Origin of the sequence: Blastomonas sp. CCH9-A1 (genome assembly GCF_001557175.1) — a bacterium.
GTDB classification, from domain to species: domain Bacteria; phylum Pseudomonadota; class Alphaproteobacteria; order Sphingomonadales; family Sphingomonadaceae; genus Blastomonas; species Blastomonas delafieldii_A.
Genome location: NZ_LSHM01000056.1, coordinates 1 through 619 on the forward strand (window position 1 = coordinate 1; position 619 = coordinate 619).

Here is a 619-nt window from a genome sequence, read left to right on the forward strand (position 1 = left end):
GTGACAACACCGGTCGCTATCGTCATCCCCTTGTCGGTCGCCCATGCCGTTTTCGCGGCCGCTTCGATCATGAAGGGAATATCGGCCCGGGTTGGCCCCCGAAGCCCCAAACGCGCCGCCAGCTCACGGGCATGATCCGTCATTGTCTGATCCCGCGCCGCATAGTTGGCCAGCTCGGTTACGTGCAGACCAAGTTGTTCCGCGACGAAGGCGGCGAGATCATGGGGTATCGCTCCCTTGTCCTGTATCAACTGCGCCAGTGTGATGCCCGGGTGCCGCAAGAGCGCGAGTTGCCGCGCGACACCCAACTGGTTCCGTCGCTCCCGTCGTGCGCCGATGATCTCGATGTCCGAAGGCTCGAAGGTGTAGAGCCGGGCTAGATGGTCGCGCTCGCTCGGGATGGCGAGGATCTGATCGCGTTCGCTCTCGGTCAGGAGTTGATGCTTGCGCTTCGTCATTCCGATTCCCGTCCACAAAAGGTCATCTGGGCCTATGGACAGCCATGAGTAAAGAGACATAGTATGTGGACGGATATGGATGGGGCGAAGCGATCGCCCTTCAGATCGTCCACAGAACGACCGTTTGGGAGACACGATAGATGGGCGGCATTCTGGGCTAC

Annotated in this window: 1 protein-coding gene; it reads right to left on the minus strand. The window is 60.4% G+C overall.

Going from position 1 to position 619, the window contains the following annotated elements; genetic code table 11:
* Positions 1–458: DUF4158 domain-containing protein (locus AX725_RS14865; protein ID WP_156458508.1), on the minus strand; the 458-nt coding region annotated here is incomplete at its 3' end.
* Positions 459–619 lie beyond the last annotated feature (161 nt).